15 protein-coding genes are annotated in these 16,935 nt (G+C 39.6%); 11 read left to right on the top strand and 4 right to left on the bottom strand.

Going from position 1 to position 16,935, the window contains the following annotated elements; translation table 11 throughout:
- Positions 1 to 7 precede the first annotated feature (7 nt).
- Genes metG through BN2458_RS07120 form a run of 4 tightly spaced genes read left to right on the top strand, consistent with a single transcriptional unit; the run spans position 8 to position 4,395 of the window.
- On the top strand, positions 8 to 1,954 hold the full coding sequence (metG, locus tag BN2458_RS07135; RefSeq protein ID WP_034326794.1) for a methionine--tRNA ligase: 1,947 nt from the start codon (positions 8 to 10) through the stop codon (positions 1,952 to 1,954).
- A 21-nt stretch (positions 1,955 to 1,975) separates the two neighbouring features.
- Positions 1,976 to 3,007, top strand: coding sequence for a UDP-N-acetylmuramoyl-tripeptide--D-alanyl-D-alanine ligase (locus tag BN2458_RS07130; RefSeq protein ID WP_034326792.1), 1,032 nt, complete (start codon positions 1,976 to 1,978; stop codon positions 3,005 to 3,007).
- Positions 3,004 to 3,930 carry a tRNA 5-methoxyuridine(34)/uridine 5-oxyacetic acid(34) synthase CmoB gene (cmoB, locus tag BN2458_RS07125; protein ID WP_034342161.1) on the top strand — a complete coding sequence of 309 codons (927 nt, stop codon included), beginning with the start codon at positions 3,004 to 3,006 and terminating at the stop codon, positions 3,928 to 3,930. The genes BN2458_RS07130 and cmoB overlap by 4 nt, the downstream gene beginning before the upstream one ends.
- A gap of 9 nt (positions 3,931 to 3,939) precedes the next feature.
- Positions 3,940 to 4,395, top strand: a complete 456-nt coding sequence (locus tag BN2458_RS07120) for a hotdog domain-containing protein (protein ID WP_034342163.1) — start codon at positions 3,940 to 3,942, stop codon at positions 4,393 to 4,395.
- A gap of 242 nt (positions 4,396 to 4,637) precedes the next feature.
- Here the strand turns inward: BN2458_RS07120 and BN2458_RS07115 are convergent, their stop codons facing one another.
- Positions 4,638 to 5,195 carry a hypothetical protein gene (locus BN2458_RS07115; protein ID WP_034342168.1) on the bottom strand — a complete coding sequence of 186 codons (558 nt, stop codon included), beginning with the start codon at positions 5,193 to 5,195 and terminating at the stop codon, positions 4,638 to 4,640.
- A 55-nt stretch (positions 5,196 to 5,250) separates the two neighbouring features.
- Positions 5,251 to 6,300, bottom strand: a complete 1,050-nt coding sequence (locus BN2458_RS07110; protein ID WP_034327303.1) for an AI-2E family transporter — start codon at positions 6,298 to 6,300, stop codon at positions 5,251 to 5,253.
- Between the two features lie 408 nt (positions 6,301 to 6,708).
- Here BN2458_RS07110 and BN2458_RS07100 point away from each other — a divergent pair, with 408 nt between their 5' ends.
- Both BN2458_RS07100 and BN2458_RS07095 read left to right on the top strand, forming a co-directional pair.
- Entirely contained in the window at positions 6,709 to 8,001 is a 1,293-nt protein-coding gene (locus BN2458_RS07100; protein WP_034327302.1) for an O-acetylhomoserine aminocarboxypropyltransferase/cysteine synthase family protein, read from the top strand.
- A gap of 36 nt (positions 8,002 to 8,037) precedes the next feature.
- Positions 8,038 to 8,919, top strand: a complete 882-nt coding sequence (locus BN2458_RS07095; RefSeq protein WP_034327301.1) for a homoserine O-succinyltransferase — start codon at positions 8,038 to 8,040, stop codon at positions 8,917 to 8,919.
- Here BN2458_RS07095 and BN2458_RS07090 read toward each other — a convergent pair.
- Together BN2458_RS07090 and BN2458_RS07085 are read right to left on the bottom strand one after the other, a co-directional pair.
- On the bottom strand, positions 8,914 to 9,360 hold the full coding sequence (locus tag BN2458_RS07090; RefSeq protein WP_058122078.1) for a class I SAM-dependent methyltransferase: 447 nt from the start codon (positions 9,358 to 9,360) through the stop codon (positions 8,914 to 8,916). The two genes, BN2458_RS07095 and BN2458_RS07090, sit on opposite strands and share 6 nt — an antisense overlap.
- 58 nt (positions 9,361 to 9,418) lie before the next feature.
- Positions 9,419 to 9,637, bottom strand: coding sequence for a hypothetical protein (locus BN2458_RS07085; RefSeq protein WP_034327299.1), 219 nt, complete (start codon positions 9,635 to 9,637; stop codon positions 9,419 to 9,421).
- 468 nt (positions 9,638 to 10,105) lie between these two features.
- Between BN2458_RS07085 and purD the strand changes: the two genes are divergently transcribed.
- The 5 genes from purD (at position 10,106) to BN2458_RS07060 (ending at position 16,877) form a co-directional block, all read left to right on the top strand.
- Entirely contained in the window at positions 10,106 to 11,392 is a 1,287-nt protein-coding gene (purD, locus tag BN2458_RS07080; RefSeq protein WP_034343253.1) for a phosphoribosylamine--glycine ligase, read from the top strand.
- A 62-nt stretch (positions 11,393 to 11,454) separates the two neighbouring features.
- Entirely contained in the window at positions 11,455 to 11,919 is a 465-nt protein-coding gene (locus tag BN2458_RS07075; protein WP_034327297.1) for an RDD family protein, read from the top strand.
- Positions 11,916 to 14,093 (top strand): LPS-assembly protein LptD, encoded by a 2,178-nt coding sequence (locus BN2458_RS07070; protein WP_231944752.1) that lies wholly within the window; start codon positions 11,916 to 11,918, stop codon positions 14,091 to 14,093. The genes BN2458_RS07075 and BN2458_RS07070 overlap by 4 nt, the downstream gene beginning before the upstream one ends.
- Before the next feature lie 10 nt (positions 14,094 to 14,103).
- Positions 14,104 to 14,769 carry a phosphoribosyltransferase family protein gene (locus BN2458_RS07065; RefSeq protein ID WP_034327296.1) on the top strand — a complete coding sequence of 222 codons (666 nt, stop codon included), beginning with the start codon at positions 14,104 to 14,106 and terminating at the stop codon, positions 14,767 to 14,769.
- Entirely contained in the window at positions 14,766 to 16,877 is a 2,112-nt protein-coding gene (locus tag BN2458_RS07060) for a polyribonucleotide nucleotidyltransferase (RefSeq protein WP_034343254.1), read from the top strand. The genes BN2458_RS07065 and BN2458_RS07060 overlap by 4 nt, the downstream gene beginning before the upstream one ends.
- The last annotated feature ends 58 nt before the right edge of the window (positions 16,878 to 16,935 follow it).

Raw genomic sequence — 16,935 nt, 5'->3', positions numbered from 1 at the left:
GAGTTTTATGCAAACAAAGACTTATATCACTTCACCTATTTATTATGTCAATGATATACCACATATCGGGCATTCTTACACAACTTTTTTATGCGATATGCTTAAGAAATTTTATCAACTTCAAGGGCAAGATGTGGTTTTTACTACTGGCACGGACGAACACGGGCAAAAAATCGAGCAATCCGCGCAAAAGCACCAACTTAGCCCACAAGACTACGCAGACAAAATTAGCATAAGATTCAAAGAATTATGGAATGAATTTAATATAGACTATGATATTTTTGTGCGCACCACGGATAAGGCACACTGCTTAAGTGTGCAAAAAGCTTTTGAGATAATGTATGTAAAGGGAGATATTTACAAGGGTAGTTACGAGGGGCATTACTGCATTTCGTGTGAGAGCTTTTTCACACAAACACAGCTTGGAGCAAACAACTCTTGCCCAGATTGTGGCAAACCAACACAAATCGTGCAGGAGGAGAGTTACTTTTTTGCACTTAGCAAATATCAGGAGAGGCTTTTAGCCCATTTTGCTAAGAATCCTACAATGATAACTCCTAGCTTCTATCAAAATGAGATTATCAATTTTATAAGCAATGGGTTAAATGACCTCTCAATCACGCGCACAAGCTTTGAATGGGGTGTGCCGCTCTTGTCAAATCCTGCGCGCAAAGATGATAAAGCCCACGTGATGTATGTGTGGCTTGATGCACTTCTAAGCTACCTAAGCCCCTTAGGCTATCTCTCTAATGAAGCAAAAATGCCTTATTGGGATAATGCCGTGCATTTTGTGGGAAAGGATATTTTGCGTTTTCACGCGGTGTATTGGCTTGCCTTTTTAATGAGCCTTGATTTGCCCCTACCTAAGCATATCTATACGCACGGGTGGTGGACGAGAGATGGTGCGAAGATGAGTAAGAGTATCGGCAATGTAATCAATCCCAAAGAAATGGCTGCCACTTATGGCACTGAATCTTTGCGCTATTTTTTACTGCGTGAAATGCCCTTTGGGCAAGATGGCGACTTTAGCGAGCGAGTGCTTATTGAGCGCATAAATGCCGAGCTTAGCAATGATGTGGGTAATCTCCTTAATCGCCTACTTGGAATGGGTGAGAAGTATTTTAGTCTTATTATAGATTCTAAAGATGTGGCGACACATTTTGCCGATGAGATTAACGAGCTTCATTCACACATTGATAAAGTTTGCGAAAAAATGATGCAAATGCAGCCTCATCGCTACATTGAGGAGCTGTGGAAAATCTACGCACTTGGCAATAATGCCATCAGTAAATACGAGCCGTGGAAACTCATCAAAAATAATCAGCAAGAACCCGCTATGGCATTACTTGGCTTAATTGCAAATATCCTCGCTAAAAGTGCGATTTTGCTCTATCCTATTATGCCTCAAAGTGCCGCTAAAATCGCTCACGTGCTAAGATTTAGTATTAATGAGCAAAGCTTTGAAAGATTTATCACTAAAAAAGAGCTTTTGCAACCGCTTACTTTGGAGAAAATCCCTCCACTTTTCCCACGCATACAAGAGGAGGCAAAGGCGAGTGATTGTAAAAATACACAATCTAGTGCAAAATCAATAAAAACAGCTAAAGAAGATTCTAAGGATTTAGAATCCTATATTGACATCAAAGATTTTAAGAAGCTTGATATACGTATAGGCACGATTTTAGAATGCTCCGCAATGGAAAAAAGTCATAAACTCCTTAAGTTACTCGTAGATGTGGGCGAGGAGAAGCCACGGCAGATTCTATCGGGCATATCACAGCATTACAGCCCAGAATCTCTGCTTAATAAGCAAGTATGCGTGATAGTCAATCTCAAACCAGCCAAGCTTATGGGCGAAATAAGTGAGGGAATGATACTTGCTAGTGAAGATGAAAATGGCTTATCGCTTCTAGGTTTAGACAAGGCACGAGCGAATGGGAGTAGGATAAGCTAGAACTTTTAGCAAAGGTGTCAAGTGAGGGTTAATGAAGTTGTAGAAATCGTTGGAGGCACACTTCTCAATACGCCTTCTATTGCGATGTTTTCACGTATAATCTGTGATGTAGAGCAGATAGAAAAGGGTGATTTGTTTATCGCGCTTGAAGATTCTCATATCACACAAGCCATACAGGCGGGTGCGTATGGGGTGATTTATACACATAAAATAGATATGAGTGATGAGGAGATAGCACATATTCTTGTAGAAGATATGCAAGATTGTCTAATGCGCCTTATCCGCTACAAACTTTTAGCAAGAAATATAGCTTTTGTCGCTCTGTCATCGCTTATTGAGGAGGGCATTGCTACAAATATCATCAATGATACGCGCGTTAGCTTTTTTAATGGCGATTTGTGCGCACTTATCGAACTTCTAAATGATGAGAATATTGCCTTTATTTTTACCAATAGCGAACAAATTTTACAGCTTGGATTCAATATTATCCATACAAACAAGTCAAAAGAATATCCATTTTTGGTGCTTTCACATACACTTTTTGATAGCACAATTTTGTATAAAGAGGCGCATTATCGCATTAATTTGCCAAAACTATTTTTTAGTGAGCTAAATAGTGTTTTGCAGTTGTGTGAGCAGGAGGGCATAGACTATGCACTCGAGCAATTTAAGCAGATTCCATTTTTTAAGCCAAATTTTTTAAACGCATTTGGCAAAATCATCGAATATGGACAAGCTTCAAAGGTCGCTATTGCGGAGGAAGATATTGAGCAATTTAAGCGATATATGGCATATATTGCTAATAACGCGACTTGGGGGAAGATTCTATTCCTTGTGCCTCCTGTGTATGTGGAGCTTTTCAATCAAATTGCACAGACTTTTCCTTACTCCTCGCACGAAGAGTTGTGTGGGCATTTGCATAGAGAGAATTTTAACTTCGCACTCATTCTTGGTATAGACGATGAAAGCCTTGTATGTGCGCTCAATACTAATCGAAGATATGTGTTAGAGCCGGATTTGTTTTCTACCTTGTTGAGTGAGGAACAGGCGTGAGCGATTTTTTTGACTATCAGGCAAAAAAAGCTTCGCATATCACCAAAGCAAAAAATATTGCACCGCTTTTGGAGCAAATCACGCATTTGCCTACAATCCCCGCGACTTTTCATAGTGATAATGGTTTGCATATTACTGCGCTTGATTGGAATCTTTACGCGCCACATAAGCAGCGCATTTATGATTTGGCTTTGCAGCTTAAGCCTTGGCGCAAAGGACCTTTTTTTTTATTTGACACACATATTGATAGTGAATGGCAGAGCGTTATCAAGTGGCAGATTCTAAAGCCGCATTGTCATCTAGGTGGCAAACGCGTGGCTGATGTGGGTTGTAACAATGGCTATTATATGTTTGAAATGCTGTGTTTAGAATCTAAACCCCAAAGCATTATAGGCTTTGACCCTAGCGGTATTTTTAAGGCACAATTTGATTTTATCAATCACTTTGTGAAAGCACCGCTGTGCTTTGAACTGCTTGGCGTGGAGGATTTGTATAGCTATACACAAGCATATAAAAGTCCTTTTGATGTGATTTTTTGTCTGGGTGTGCTGTATCATCGCCTTGACCCCATAGGCACATTAAAGAATCTGTATCAGTCTTTGGCAAGTGGCGGAGAGTTGATTTTAGATACACTTATTTATGAGAGTGAAGATGAAGTATGCCTCTCTCCAGCCCAAAGCTATGCTAAAATGTCAAATGTATATTTTATCCCGAGTTTAAGAGCGCTTCAAGGTTGGTGTGAAAGGGCGAAGTTTAGTGATTTTGAGATTTTAGGCTTTAAGCCCACAACTACGCAGGAGCAGCGACAAACGATGTGGATAGATTCTAAAAGTTTGGGTGATTTTCTCAATCCCAGCACAAATCTTACCATAGAGGGCTATGCGCCTCCGTTGCGTGGGTATTTTAAACTCAAAAAACACTAAAGGATACAAATGATAGAAGATGACTTTAATGAAGAAGATGTAAATATCCCACTTGAAAATGATGATTTGCTCATCTGCACCGAGATGTCTCCTAGTGTCGTGGGAGAACTACTTGAGCTATATAGCAATAAGGCGGTGGTGCGCTTTAGTCCCACAGATCGTATGATAATGGACGAAAGCAAGATGATTCACGCAGGATTTGTGTTTAACGCCGCAAGTTTTGCCGCAATGGCTGCGATTAATAAAAAATATAGCGTGCTTATTGCCGCTGATGTGAAGTTTCTCGCCCCTATTGAGCTAGGGCACGAGGTAACATTTAAGGCAGAGGCAATTCAAAGCGATACAAAGAAGTGTGAAGTAAAGGTGGAGGGCTATTTGCTTGATATTAAAATCTTTGATTCGCTCTTTCATATTGCCGTGTTTGATAAGAAAATCTTTAAGTTGCGTTTTAGGGACGATAGCTAATAGAAAGTATAGCAGCATAATCCAAAACGCGAGATTTGATAGTATTAAGCTTTGAAACACGAGAGCAAGTCTCTGCAATGCGTGAGTAAGAATAGCATTGGCAAATTCTCCTCTTGTAATCACCTCTACAATACTTTAGGAGTTTTGCACTTTGTGTGATGTTTGATGATAAATAGAGATGTTATTCGCCTAAAGATTCTCAATCTAAGCTGCATTTTTGAATCTAGGTTAGCAAAAAGCCTCTAAAAATACTTTCTATATCCCAATAAAACCTTTGTAATTGCTTGTTTTGTTTGCCTTTGATTGAGTAAGGCTTGGCTGTAAAACATACTTCCGCCCCCAAATTCAAAGAAAAATGTGTGTCCATTTTGAGAGATGAATTCGTGTCCTATGCCGCCGCTCACTTCTATGTAGTATGGGGCTTCTCCAAAGTTGTTGTATTTACCGCCCGTGAGCGCGTATCCTCCACTTATAAATAGATATGGGCGAAAGTAGGTTACGCCCATAGCTGATACCACGTTACTACCAGCAAGATAGCTCAAAACCATTTTTTCATTAAAGAGCAAGGCGGCGCTGTCGTATTTAGAATCTATGAGTTTTAGTCCAAAGCCCTCAATGCTGATAAAATTACGCCATTCTACAATCTCGCCCTTTATAAGCGGGAATGAAAACTCAAGCCCAGCACCCATTGGCGCACCTGTCCTCGCATATACCCCAAAGGAAAAAGTGCGATTGTGCGCAAAGTCCTTTGCTACGCACACATTACCTAATACACAGAGCAATAAAATGAGCTTTTTCATATTCTACCCCCTTTAAGATTCTTTAACTTGGTGCAGCACAAATCCACCCATTAAGCTAGGGTGTAAGTGATTCTTTTGAAGTTTGTTTGCGGTAGATTCTAAGGAGTGAGATGAAAAGCGCAGTCAAAGCGGGAGCGATGATAATGCCCCAGAATCCTAAACTTGTGAGTCCTGCCAAAATTGCAAAGAAAATGAGAAGCTCATTAATCTGCACGGAGGTTTTTAGAATCTTCTTGTTGATAATGCCAATAAGGATAGGCTTGATGATATTGTCAATCAGCACCGCACACACTACGAGCGCGTAAATGGCGATAATAATGGCATTTTGCGTGTGTCCTAAGTAAAATTCATATCCTGCAAGGGGTAACCACACCAAAGAGCCGCCGACAATAGGCACAATCGAGGCAAGTCCATAAAGCATACCAAAAAAGACGCCATCATAGCCAAAAAATATAATCATCACGCCAAAGGCAAAACCCTGTAAGGCGATATTGAGGAGTGAGGTATAAAAAACAACTTTAATGGTATTTGTTACTTCATTTAGCACGAGCGTGATTTGGGTGTTTTCAAAGGGTATGAGCTCGGTGATGTAAGCATAGGCTTGATTGCCATAAAGAAAATAGAAAAACAAAAACACGATGATAAAGCCTGTGTCTATCATAAAGCCCAAGCTTGATTTACCAAGCTGTGAGCTGAAATTAAATACATAGCCAAGGATTGATGAGGCAGAAATATTCATCAATGCGGATTCTACTTTGACCTTGATTTCAGGGAAAGAGTTAAAAAGCGAGAGAATTTGCTCTTTGCTTCCCTCGATAAAGGCACTAAATGCAGCGGGATTGAGTGTGAGCTCTGTGGCGGAGGCAATGAGGCTTTTGAGTAGGAAAAAGAGAGGCACAACGAGCAAAAGCACCAAGATACATACGCTGATAAATGCACTCACAATGGGGTATTTGATATGCTTTGATAGGGTATTGTATAAACCAAATGTAGCGATAGAGATGAGGAGTGCGATGAGAATATCCATTAGATATGCGGCATAGACATAATACATCGCATACGCACTTACACCAAAAACTATCCAAAAAAATGTAATTGCTCTCACAATCTTCACTCCTAAAATCAAACGCTAAATAATGCCAAAATCATAGAAACTATAATAACGCAAAGGCTTAAAACAGCGGATTCTAATGGATAATACCTTAATAGCATTTTAAAATATTTTTTGCATTTTATGTGATTTGTAAGCGAGGCGTGGCATTTGTGCCAAGACTATGTTTGATAAATGTCCTGCAAGAAGTAATATATATTTTGTGGATTCACTTTCTATCTGCTTTGTAAGTCCAAATCCACATAGCATAAGAATCTGCAAAAAATGAAAATACAATATGTAATTTAAAATATTTGTAAAAAGTAACATTTGTATAATTTTTGCGTATTTTTATAGAATACATATTGTAACATTAATTTTATGTGATAATATGCAGTCAAATTTTATCGCAAAGGATTGTAAATGGCAAATCTCAAACACAATAATTTTTCACAAGACACACTCGCACTTCACGCGGGTTATACTTATGATACCCAACGCACTATGAGTGTGCCTATCTATCAAAATACTGCTTATAGTTTTGAAAGCTTAGCTCAAGCCGCAGCACGATTTGGCTTAAAAGAGCTTGGCAATATTTATACGCGCCTTACAAATCCTACGACAGATGTGCTTGGTGCGCGACTTGCAGCTGTTGAAGGAGGTGTGTTTGGTGTGCCTACTTCAAGTGGAAGTGCGGCGATTTTTTATGCGATTGCAAATTGTGCGGAGAATGGCGATAACATCGTGTATTCAAATAAAATTTATGGTGGCACACAAACGCTTTTTGTGCATACTTTAAAACGATTTGGCATAGAAGCGCGCGTGTTTGATATTGATGATATTAATGGCACACTTGAAAAGGTTATAGATTCTAAAACAAAGGCAATTTTCTTTGAGAGTATTTCTAATCCGCAAATTTCTATCGCCGATACAGAATCTATCACAGCCATTGCTAAAAAGCACAAAATCATTAGCATTTGCGATAACACCGTGGCTACTGCATTTTTGCATAAGCCTTTTGATTATGGGGTTGATATTAGTGTGTATAGCTTGAGTAAGTATGTTAATGGGCAAGGCAATGCTCTAGGTGGGGCGATTATAGAGCGAGCAGGATTAAATGCGCTTATTAAGGATAATCCACGTTATCCTGCCTTTAATACGCCAGACCCTAGCTATCACGGGCTTGTTTATGCGAGTTTGCCTCTACCTATTTTCAGTATTCGCCTTATTACAGAATGGCTAAGAAATATCGGTGCGACACTTTCTCCACAATCAGCTTGGCTTTTATTGCAAGGATTAGAGACTTTGGAGCTACGCATTAAAAAGCATAGTCAAAGCGCATTGCAAGTCGCACAATTTTTGGAATCTCACCCTAAAATAAGCAGTGTATCTTACCCATCTCTATCAAGCAATCCTTACAAATCTCTGCTTGATAAATATTATGCAAACTCGCAAAGCTCGGGGCTTATTAGCTTTGAAGCACAAAGCTTTGAAGAGGCACAAAAAATTTGCAATAGCACAGAGATTTTTGCAATGGTGGTTAATATTGGCGATAGTAAGTCGCTTATCATTCACCCTGCCTCTACTACGCATTCACAGCTTAGTGAAACGGAATTAGAATCTGCAGGTATTACGCCTTGCACAGTTCGTTTAAGCATAGGCTTGGAATGCGCACAAGATCTTATTGCGGATTTGAAAAAGGCTATTGAATCTTAAGATAGTTCATATAAATTGGGAGATAAAAGGATTGCTATGCCTGTTGTGATACCAGAGGATATACCTGCTTATACATTTTTGCAACAAAATGCTTTTATTATGGGGGCAAAACGCGCAATACATCAAGATATTAGGGCGCTAGAGGTGCTAATTATTAACCTTATGCCTACAAAAATTGAGACAGAAAATCAGCTTCTCTCTCTCCTTGCAAATTCTCCTTTGCAAGTTAATATTACATTGCTTTCAACAGCGAGTTATATTGGGACAAATACGCCTAAAAGCCACCTTGATAGATTCTATGTGAATTTTAGCGAGATTAAAGGACGCAACTTTGATGGTGCAATTGTTACAGGTGCGCCCATTGAGCATTTGGCATTTGATGAGGTGGTGTATTGGAGTGAGCTTGTGGAGATTATGACATATTTGAAAAATCATTGCACAAGCACCTTGTATTTATGTTGGGGGGCTATGGCAGGGCTATATTATTTTCATAAGATTCCAAAAATATCCCTAGACAAAAAGCTTTTTGGTATTTTCGCGCATAGTAAGATACAAGAAGATTTGCTCCTTAATGGCTTAGATGAAATTGTGTATATGCCTCATTCTAGGCATTCAGGCATTGATGAATCTTATATTAAGCACACAAGTTTAAAGGTCTTGCTTCAAGGGGAGCAAAGCGGTGTGAGTGTGCTCAAAGATGAAAAAGATTATTTTATCCTCTCTCACCCCGAATATGCCAAAGACACGCTTTTATTAGAATATGAGCGCGATAAGCAAAAGGGCTTAGAGATTGAAAAACCATTTGGGTATTTCAATGAGCGTAACGAGCCTGTGTTATCGTGGAAATCAAGCGCAAGCGTGATGTTTGCAAATTGGCTTAATTTCTCGGTGTATCAAAACACGCCTTTTGTGTTATAGAGGTTTGCTTGCTTCTATATAAAGGCTTGAAAAAGATCTCTCTTTTGCGTCAAAAAGCAATAATGTATCGCGTCCATTATTAAAAGAGGAGTGTTGAATATCCACAAAACCAACCGCTTCAAGTGTATAAGCTAATCTATCATAATCCCATACGCTTAAATGGAGGTATTCTTGTGTGAGTTTTCTTATATACTCACTTGCTAAAGCTCGTTGGGTAGAATCTTGTTTTTTTGCATTAAGGTATTGCTGTATATTCAGTTCTAAATCAGGCACACTTAGGCGGATTGTGCCATTAGGCTTTAGAATCCGAAAAATCTCCCTCAATAAAGCAATCGCATCGTCAATATATAAATGCTCTAGCGTGTGTTCGGAGAATACGCCATCAAAGGTATGAGAAGGACATTGCAGAGGATAGCGCAAATCAAGCTGCCATTGAGGCATAGGTAGAGAATAGGTTTTGTAAGGCTTAAGGTGCGAGAAAAAATCGGCATTAATTATATTATGCCCCCCCCCCCATTACTTGTCTAAATTGATTGCCACAGCCAAGATTGAGATAATTTTTCTCTCCTTTGGTATTGAGTTTGTGAAAATTGGGTGTGCGTGAGGGCAAATGCGAGAGAAAGACTCGTCCCAAAAAGCTTATGATTTCAAATTTAAGCATACCTTTGAGCGTAGATTTGTATTCTTGTAAAATAGGCTTATTTGGCACTTCTTGCATTTAATTTCCTTGTGTTGTAATAAGGGTAGATTCTATAAAATTTTTACAAAATGATAACTTAATCTCTTGTAAAGATATTAAGTTTTTGTTTAATGTGAGATTTGAATATGCTCTAGGAGTTTATTATGGCTGGGTGTTTGAAGTTATAGCTGATGATGTGAGTGCTTTTTATTTAGGCAAGTCAAAATTTATACTTGTTTTAGCGTAAAGGCAAGGGCTTTTAAGTTTATTTTTGTTACAATGCGCGCTAACCTAAATGACGCGCATTTCCTTACATTCGCTAGTCTGTTATTAAAAGATTATTGGGCTAATCGTAGTAGTTTCTGTGTGTCGGTGTTTCTGCTTGAGCTGCTAACGCAGTGAGGATTTGCCGCCTAATGAGATTCTCTTAGCTCTGTTTGTGGCTTTTTTAGGCTACGCACATTGGGGTAACGCTCATTTGGGGGTTTATAAAACTTAAGGACTATTATGCAAGAGCGGATTTTGATTATTGGTAATGGAGGACGTGAATATGCCATAGGCTTGGCATTAAAACAAGATAGCAGAATAGAATCTTTATATTTCGCACCCGGCAATGGTGCTACACATAATCTCGGGCAAAATCTCCCTTATAAAACTACACAAGACATTTTAGAATCTATCACAAAATATAATATTACACTTGTTGTTGTAGGACCTGAAGCACCACTTGGCGAGGGTTTAAGCGATGATTTGCGCGCTCATAATGTTCGTGTTTTTGCACCCTCTAAAGCGGCAGCAGCTTTAGAGCTAAGCAAGGCTTATATGAAAGATTTTGTCTCTAAGGCAGAGATTCCAACTGCACGATATATTCAATCAAGTGATTTTGATTATATTTGTGCTTTTATTGATACGCTAACGCCACCCATTGTGGTAAAGGCTGATGGCTTATGCGGAGGCAAGGGCGTGATTATCGCACAAAGCTATGAGGAAGCAAGGCAAAGTGTAAAAGATATGCTTTCTGGCACAGCTTTTGGAGAAGCGGGGAAATGTGTCGTGGTCGAGGAATTTTTAGATGGATATGAACTTTCTGTCTTTGCGCTTTGTGATGGGAAAGATTTTGTAATGCTCCCCGCGTGTCAAGATCATAAGCGGCTGCTTTCAGGAGATAAAGGACCAAATACCGGTGGTATGGGCGCATATACGCCCACCCCCTTATGTGATGAGAATCTAATGGATAAAATTAAGCAGCGCATTATTGCTCCCACACTTGATTCAATGCGTAAGAATGGCACACCATTTGAGGGAGTGCTTTTTGGTGGGATTATGGTGGTAGAAAAAAATGGTGAGTTAGAGCCATATTTGCTAGAATTTAATGTGCGATTTGGCGACCCTGAATGCGAAGTGCTAATGCCTATGTTACAAACGTCTTTGCTTGATATCATTTTGCATTGTATTGAAGGTAGAGTAGGACAACTCCATTGTGAATTAAAACATCAATATGCAGTAGCAGTAGTGGCTTCATCAAAAGATTATCCTTATACTTCAAGCGCCTCTGTGCCTATTAAGATTCAAAACTTTGATGAGCATCTAGGGCATATTGTGTATGCGGGAGTGAGTGTAGATTCACAAGGGCAACTCATAGCGAATGGCGGGCGAGTGCTTTTGGCTGTGGGACTTGCTTCAAGCTTAAAACAAGCACGAGATAATGCCTACAAGATTCTAAAAAATGTATTTTTTGAGGGTATGCACTTTAGAGATGATATTGCTTACAGGGCGTTAAAAAATGCAGACTAGACACACATTAAATCTACTTCTTTGGCGAAGAGTGGCACAACAAAAGGACTTGGAGTAAAGGTATGGACGAAGAGCAAATTTTAGATATGCTAGAGAGGGAGAATCTGCATCTTGCCGATAAGACATTGCGCTCTTTAGCGTGGCTTATTGATGTTGTGTTACTCTCTTTTATATTTACGCTTATCCATTTAGATACACTCTCACAAATGAGTGAGGTTAATAGCGATTATGAAGCGTTTAGAAGCTTTGCTATGGCGTATGCGTGGCAGGTGTGGATTCTAAAGATTAGCTATGATACACTATTTGTGTGGTATTATGGAAGTAGCATTGGTAAGATTCTATGCAAAATGCGCGTGGTAAGCGTGGATTTGCTCGATAAGCCTACATTTATTTATACACTCCTTAGGGCTTGTGGTAAATATGTGGGCGAAAGTTTGCTTTTTGTTACCTATGTGTTTGGTCTGGGCGATAAATGTGCGAGGACTTTGCACGATAGATTTGCAAAAACTTTGGTAGTTGCGTATTGAAAAGGTATTTTTTTCTCATATGTGCATTGTGTGCCTTGCTCTATGGGCAGCAAAATACTAATATTTTTGATTTATCCGCAGATGATGTAAAAGCACGTAATGATGAGGTAATCGCAGAGGGAAATGCGTTTTTGCTCTATAATGATGTGTATATGGTGGCGAATAAAATCATATATAACAAGCAGAGTAAAGAGGCGCACCTGCAAGGTGGCGTGAAGATTTATCAAGGTGATGTGCTATATCTTGATGTAGAGGAAGCAAGTGTAAATATGCAGGATAAGCAGGCGAAGCTCTCACATTTATATTTGCAAAGCACGATGGGAATTTGGCTAATGTCAAAGCAGGGTAGTGGGCGCGAGGGCGTTTATAGTTTTAAGCGCGGGGTGATTTCGGGCTGTGATATTACCTACCCGCTGTGGCATTTGAATGTTAGCTCTGGCACCTATAATTCACAGAAAGAATATATGAGCGTATGGAATCCGCGCTTTTATGTAGGTGCGGTGCCGGTATTTTACCTGCCTTATTTTGTTGCACCTACGGGCAATGTGCGCAAAAGTGGCTTACTCGCACCCGAAACATCTTTTAGTAACAAACAGGGCTTTATGTATATGCAGCCTCTGTTTATTGCGCCTTTTAACCGCTGGGATATAACGCTCTCCCCACAAATCCGCACAAATCGTGGTTATGGCGGGCAGTTTGAATTTGCCTTTGCTGATAGGGATAATAAAACTGCACTTCTGCAAATGCGCTATTTTCAAAACACCGATGATTATATGCGAGAAAATAATCTCAAGAATCAATATATTTATGGGGGGACTTTCAGTTACATCACGGATCATATATTCACGCGTGGCGATGATGCAAAAGATGGATTTTATGCGGACATCACCTATATGAACGATATTGAATATATGCGCCTAAAAAGCCTCAATGCCGCGTTTAATACGCGTCTGTATGAATCTCGTATCAATTATTTTGTTAATGGCAACAAAAATTACTTCGGCACCTATTTTAAATATTATCTTGATCTCTCAAAATTCAGCAATCAGGATACTTTTCAGGTTTTGCCACATATGCAATATCATCATTATACAGATTCGCTTTTTTTTGAGAATCTCCTCTATACATTTGACTTGCAAAGCAAGTATGTTACGCGCTATAATGGATATGGGTATTTTCAAAATACTATTTCGCTCCCCATAGGCGTGGCTGTGCCACTTTTTAACAATTATATAAGTTTAGGTGCAAGTTTTGATATGTATGCAACTTCGGTTTTATTGCAAAATGCGCAAGGGTTGGTTGATGCGAGAAATGAGACACTAAAAAATCGCATTAACTATTCGGTGGGAAGCTACAATATTTCGTTAAACTCCGATTTGGCGCGTCCTTATAAGCATTTATTTCATTCTGTGCATTTAGAGGCGATTTTTAGTGGTGCATTGTATAAATACACTTCAAGGGCAGTTTCAGATGAGCGATATGAGGCATATAATGCACTATTAGAACAAGGCATAGATTCTTCACTTTTGGCATTATATTGGAATCCTAGTGATATAGTTGATGTGATAAAAAATAAGCATAAGGTTGATTTGCGGCTTTCGCAGTATTTTTATGGAAAAAATGGCAAGGAATTGTTTTATTGGCGTATGTATCAACGTCTCTTTATGCAAGATAGCTTTTTGACAAAAAATCAAGTATTGCAAAATGAGCTTGGATTCTCACCCATAGATGGGCTTAATTTAAGTGCTTCCACATTTTTTTCATACTCACTTGAACGCGTTAGCGAAGCTTCTGTGAATGCCTCGTTTAACAAATGGGGGTTGGATTCTAATCTTACTTATTATTTTAAGCTTGATCCTATGTATCTCTCATCAGGCTTATACTCTACCGGTAATACAGGCTTTGCTCGTGGGAGAGTAGGATATGATTTTGGGCTGTTTCGCCTTGATGCGAATGTGGGCTATGATGTTGGCGTAGGGTATTTAAAGGATTGGTATGTTACAATCTCCAAAGATATTCGGTGTTTTGGTGTGGGATTCAAACTTGCTCAAGATGTGCGCCCTACACTTACAGCTAATAACGACATTACGCCTATTACAAATCAGTATGTGAAGGTTGAGTTTCGTTTCGTGCCTTTGGCAAATACAGGTTTGAGTTATAGATTCAAAGAATAAAGGATACAAGTTGCAGCACATTGTATTTGAAAAAAATGAAGATGTGGTTCAGGCGGTTTTTGATGTGATAAACCTTAAGGACTTGCCACTGCAAAATACGATATTGCTCGTTATTGGGCGAGATGGCATAGAGTGCGCATATGAACTTGCTCAAAAGATTAAGATTCCAATGGAATTTCTTTTTACGCGTATTATTCCCGCACCAAACAATCCAGAGTGCCCTATTGCGGTGGTAAGTGAAACTATGGAGATTATCATTAATGAAGATTTAGTAAATGCCTTTGAAATAAGCCTAGATTATATTTATGGCGAAGCAAAGCGTCAATATGAGGAGGCAATATTGCAAAATCGCTATCAGTTGCGTCACGGCAGGGAGCTTGTCTCGCTCAAAAACAAAGATGTTTTACTTTTTGATATGGGTGTGGAGACGGGATTTCGTATGAGTGTAGCGATAAAAACTTGTATGAATATGAATGTAAAAAGCCTGACTGCCATAGCACCCATTATGCCAAAGGATATTTATGAAACTTTAGGCGAGATTTGCGATGAGGTGTGCTGTCCCTATCCTATTGAATATTATGTTTCTATGGCGCATCATTTTCCAAAGCTTGTGCCACTTACAGATGAGGCATTTGAGGATATACTGAATAAAAGCACGACAAAGGATAGCAAATGAGACATATTGAGATTAACTTAGAGAATCTGCACGAGCGATACAGCCTTGAATATGTGGCAAAGGCAGCAAATGGGGCGATTCTTTACCAAAATGGCGGCAGTGTGCTACTTGCGAGTGTTTGCACACAAGAAGATGAGGAGCTAAGCGAAGACTTTGTGCCTTTAAGTGTGCAGTATATCGAAAAGTCCTATGCAAAGGGCAAGTTTCCCGCAGGATTCATTAAGCGCGAGGGTAAGCCTAGCGAGTTTGAGATTCTCACTTCAAGGCTTATTGATCGCACATTGCGTCCGCTTTTCCCAAAGGGCTATGGATACAATACTTCTATTACAATTTTAGTTTTAAGCTATGATGGTAAGAGTGATTTAGCTCTCAATGCCCTAAATGCCGCAGCAGCAGCCTTATATATTTCAAATTTGCCCTTAGAATCTTTGCGTGAAAATGCAGTCTCTGGGGTGCGAATAGGGCGTATAAATGGGGCATTTGTGATAAATCCTAATACAGAGGAGATAAAGCAAAGCGAGTGTGATATTTTTATTTCTGGGCGCGGAGATGAGCTTTTGATGATTGAGATGAAGTCTCTACGCACCAATGATTGCGCCAATGAGCTAAGTGAGGAAGAATTTTTATCCGCCATAGAGTTAGCCAAAAACTATATTTCAAAAGCGACAAAGATTTATCATCAGCAGTTTGCGCCATATAAAAAGCCACCGCTTCATTTAGAAATATCACAAAAAGTATTAGACAGCGAGTTGCAGGAGCGCATTTGTAGGGAGTATAGAGCGCAGATGAGCCACGCCATAGATTTTATGGCAAAGTCCGAATCTTTGAGGCATATTAACGCACTTATAGCGCAAGTTGCTAAAGATTGCGCATTAGAGCAGAGTGAGGCGCAAAAATATGTCCTTAGTTTCAAGCGGCAGTATGTGCGTGAGATGATTTTGGATTTGGCAAAAAGGGCTGATGGCAGAGGGCTTTGCGATGTGCGTCCTATCAGCATAGAGACAAATATTTTGCCTTTTGCGCACGGGAGTGTGCTTTTTACACGCGGACAGACTCAAGCTTTAGTGAGTGCGACTATTGGTATAGAGAATGACGCACAAAGCTATGAGAGGCTAGGCAGTAAGGTAAGCCTCAAAAAGCATTTTTTATTTCATTATAATTTTCCGCCCTTTAGTGTGGGTGAGGCTGGTATCATAGGGTCTGTTGGGCGCAGAGAGCTAGGGCACGGGAATCTAGCAAGAAATGCCTTGCATTCGAGTGTGCAAGAGAGTAAAAAAACCATTCGTTTAGTTTCGGAGATTTTAGAATCTAATGGTTCAAGCTCAATGGCGAGTGTATGTGGGGGGAGCTTGGCTCTGTGTGCCTGTGGAATTGGTGTAGATTCACTCATCGCCGGTGTGGCTATGGGGCTTGTGAGTGAGGGAGAAAAATATGCTGTGCTTACAGATATTAGCGGGTTAGAGGACCACGATGGAGATATGGACTTTAAGGTCGCTGGTGGATACAAGGGCATAACGGCTATGCAAATGGATATTAAGCTTGGTGGGATTACACAGGAGATTCTCAAAAAGGCGTTGTTACAGGCTAAAGATGCACGCATACATATTCTTAATATTATGGAATCTGCACGAGCGCAGATTGTGCTAAATGATGCAGTATTGCCAAAGAGTGAAAGTTTTATGATTCCACCGCATAAGATTGTTGAAGTTATCGGTGCAGGAGGGAGGGTGATAAAGGATATTATCGAGCGTTTTGGAGTAAATATTGATTTAGTGCGTGATAGTGGTATGGTAAGCCTCAATGCTGATAATGCTGAAAGTGTGCAGAAGGCAAAGACATTTATTATGGAAATTGTGGGGAATAGTGAGAAAATAGATTGGGGGAGTTATGAAGTGGGTGAGCGATTTATTGGGAAAATTAAAAAAATCGCAGATTTTGGGGTATTTATAGAGTTGCCACGCGGTGGTGATGGACTCGTGCATATTAGTAAAATCACACAGGATAGAGGGCAAAAATTGAGTGATATATTACAAGATGTGAGCGAATTAGAGTGCGAGATTCTTTCACAAAATAAAAATAAGGTCGAGTTAGGACTTGTTAAAAGTTAATGTTTAATGTTTATTTTATTAAAGCTTCGGCATAATATGCGCTCCAAAGTATCTAGTA

The organism is Helicobacter typhlonius (genome assembly GCF_001460635.1).
Lineage (GTDB): Bacteria > Campylobacterota > Campylobacteria > Campylobacterales > Helicobacteraceae > Helicobacter_C > Helicobacter_C typhlonius.
This window is presented reverse-complemented; position numbering and strand designations above follow the sequence as displayed.

What these genes read in the sequence shown, in the direction of transcription:
- metG (WP_034326794.1), top strand. Translation starts at nt 8, where the DNA reads ATGCAAACAAAGACTTATATCACTTCACCTATTTATTATGTCAATGAT.
- BN2458_RS07120 (WP_034342163.1), top strand. Translation starts at nt 3,940, where the DNA reads ATGATAGAAGATGACTTTAATGAAGAAGATGTAAATATCCCACTTGAA.
- BN2458_RS07115 (WP_034342168.1), bottom strand. Translation starts at nt 5,195, where the DNA reads ATGAAAAAGCTCATTTTATTGCTCTGTGTATTAGGTAATGTGTGCGTA.
- BN2458_RS07100 (WP_034327302.1), top strand. Translation starts at nt 6,709, where the DNA reads ATGGCAAATCTCAAACACAATAATTTTTCACAAGACACACTCGCACTT.
- BN2458_RS07095 (WP_034327301.1), top strand. Translation starts at nt 8,038, where the DNA reads ATGCCTGTTGTGATACCAGAGGATATACCTGCTTATACATTTTTGCAA.
- BN2458_RS07090 (WP_058122078.1), bottom strand. Translation starts at nt 9,360, where the DNA reads ATGCCTCAATGGCAGCTTGATTTGCGCTATCCTCTGCAATGTCCTTCT.
- BN2458_RS07085 (WP_034327299.1), bottom strand. Translation starts at nt 9,637, where the DNA reads ATGCAAGAAGTGCCAAATAAGCCTATTTTACAAGAATACAAATCTACG.
- purD (WP_034343253.1), top strand. Translation starts at nt 10,106, where the DNA reads ATGCAAGAGCGGATTTTGATTATTGGTAATGGAGGACGTGAATATGCC.
- BN2458_RS07075 (WP_034327297.1), top strand. Translation starts at nt 11,455, where the DNA reads ATGGACGAAGAGCAAATTTTAGATATGCTAGAGAGGGAGAATCTGCAT.
- BN2458_RS07060 (WP_034343254.1), top strand. Translation starts at nt 14,766, where the DNA reads ATGAGACATATTGAGATTAACTTAGAGAATCTGCACGAGCGATACAGC.